Raw genomic sequence first — 1,355 nt, forward strand, 5'->3', positions numbered from 1 at the left:
TCTGCGTCCCATGCAGGCCACCTCATCGTCGCAGTAAAAGGTCTCTTCCCCCATGATCGTGACCTGGTGCAGCTCCTCACGCCGGCTGTTCCCGCAGTGAAGACAGGCGGCCCTGTCGGGCAGCGTGGCGGTGGTCATGGCGTCTCCTTCTGCGGTCTGTAGGCTACGATTGACCCGCGCTCTGGCCGCACGGAGACAACCCAGGGTTCCATGTTCTCGCCGTGCTGGAACTCCCGATGCCATAGCAGGTCACGCCAGTCAATGCACGTGAAGTCCCCGTAGACACATTCGAAGTGGTCAGGCTTGCTCATGGCTTTCCTTTCTTGGGCCAGAACTCCGGTACTCGCTCGGCTGTGTAACGGATGCCGTCCTTGTAGTCGATGTACGGCCTGCCGAGCCAATGCCAGGCCATGTGCTTCCAGCTAAGTTTGATCGTCATGGCTGCTTCTCCTGCTAGCGCCTCAGCAACGCCCACTGCCTTTTCCTCAGCAGTTTTTGACATAGACGGCAATGTCTTCTCCCGTAGGAATCATACCGAGTATTCAGCAAGTCATAGGAATGTCCCTGGGGGCAATGAGTTGCCTTGGCATGTTGTGCCGTTAACCCAATCCCCCTCAACATATTTGTCTTACTGGATACAGGTTCAAGATGTTCTGGGCGTACACAAGGACGATTGCGGCAAAGATGGTCGAGGGTAAGGCCGTCGGGAATAGGCCCCACCAGGGATTCGTAGGCAAAGCGATGGGCGCGCACTGTCTTATTATTTACCGTGAGTGTTCCATAGCCACCATCGTTTTTACAGGCTGTCCATAGCCAACACGTCTCCGTCTTGTTGACTTTAGACCAAAATCGCTCCTCAATGGGGCGTCTCAAATGACGGTGGTCGTAAACTCCTTTTGGCATAGCTACCCTCTTATCATCCTGGTTGCTACACCTTTCAGTGCGCCGTTGATGGCATGGCGCAGGTCCTCCGTGTACCAGCAGTCACCGCATTGGGAGATGAGCCGCCCCTGGCCGTCACGCTTCATGGTGGCTCCTAAGACCACAGCGAAGGTCCGTCCACAGCCACAGGTGAGGGTAGGGTTCATCTCACAGCCTCCAGGTATTTCATGAGCCGTCGGCCTTGCCATTTGCGTTCAGCAGCCCTCGCCGCACCCCCCGCCGCAGCCCTCGCCGCAGCCCTCGCCGCATCCAGGGCGTCGGTGGTCGCCTGGCCGTTTGCGTAAAGCTTTGCCGTCTCGATAGCCTGACGGGGTCGTTTATCATCAGGATAGGCGGTCTCGAACAGGCCCAGGACACGCTCGGCGTAGTCACAGGCCAACAGATGTGCCAGTTTGTCACGCGCCGTCTCCTCT

At 57.6% G+C, this 1,355-nt stretch carries 2 protein-coding genes; both read right to left on the reverse strand.

What is annotated here, in order from left to right:
- Positions 1 to 307 precede the first annotated feature (307 nt).
- Complete coding sequence (locus Q8Q08_10415; GenBank protein ID MDP2654429.1) at positions 308 to 439, reverse strand: hypothetical protein; 132 nt, start codon at positions 437 to 439, stop codon at positions 308 to 310.
- A 645-nt stretch (positions 440 to 1,084) separates the two neighbouring features.
- A partial coding sequence (locus Q8Q08_10420; GenBank protein ID MDP2654430.1) for a hypothetical protein occupies positions 1,085 to 1,355 on the reverse strand: 271 nt, incomplete at its 5' end.

The organism is Candidatus Omnitrophota bacterium (assembly GCA_030688425.1).
In the GTDB taxonomy this organism is placed as follows: Bacteria; Omnitrophota; Gorgyraeia; order Zapsychrales; family JANLHA01; genus JAUYIB01.

Coding starts and splice junctions, on each gene's coding strand:
- Q8Q08_10415 (MDP2654429.1), bottom strand. CDS start 439: ATGACGATCAAACTTAGCTGGAAGCACATGGCCTGGCATTGGCTCGGC.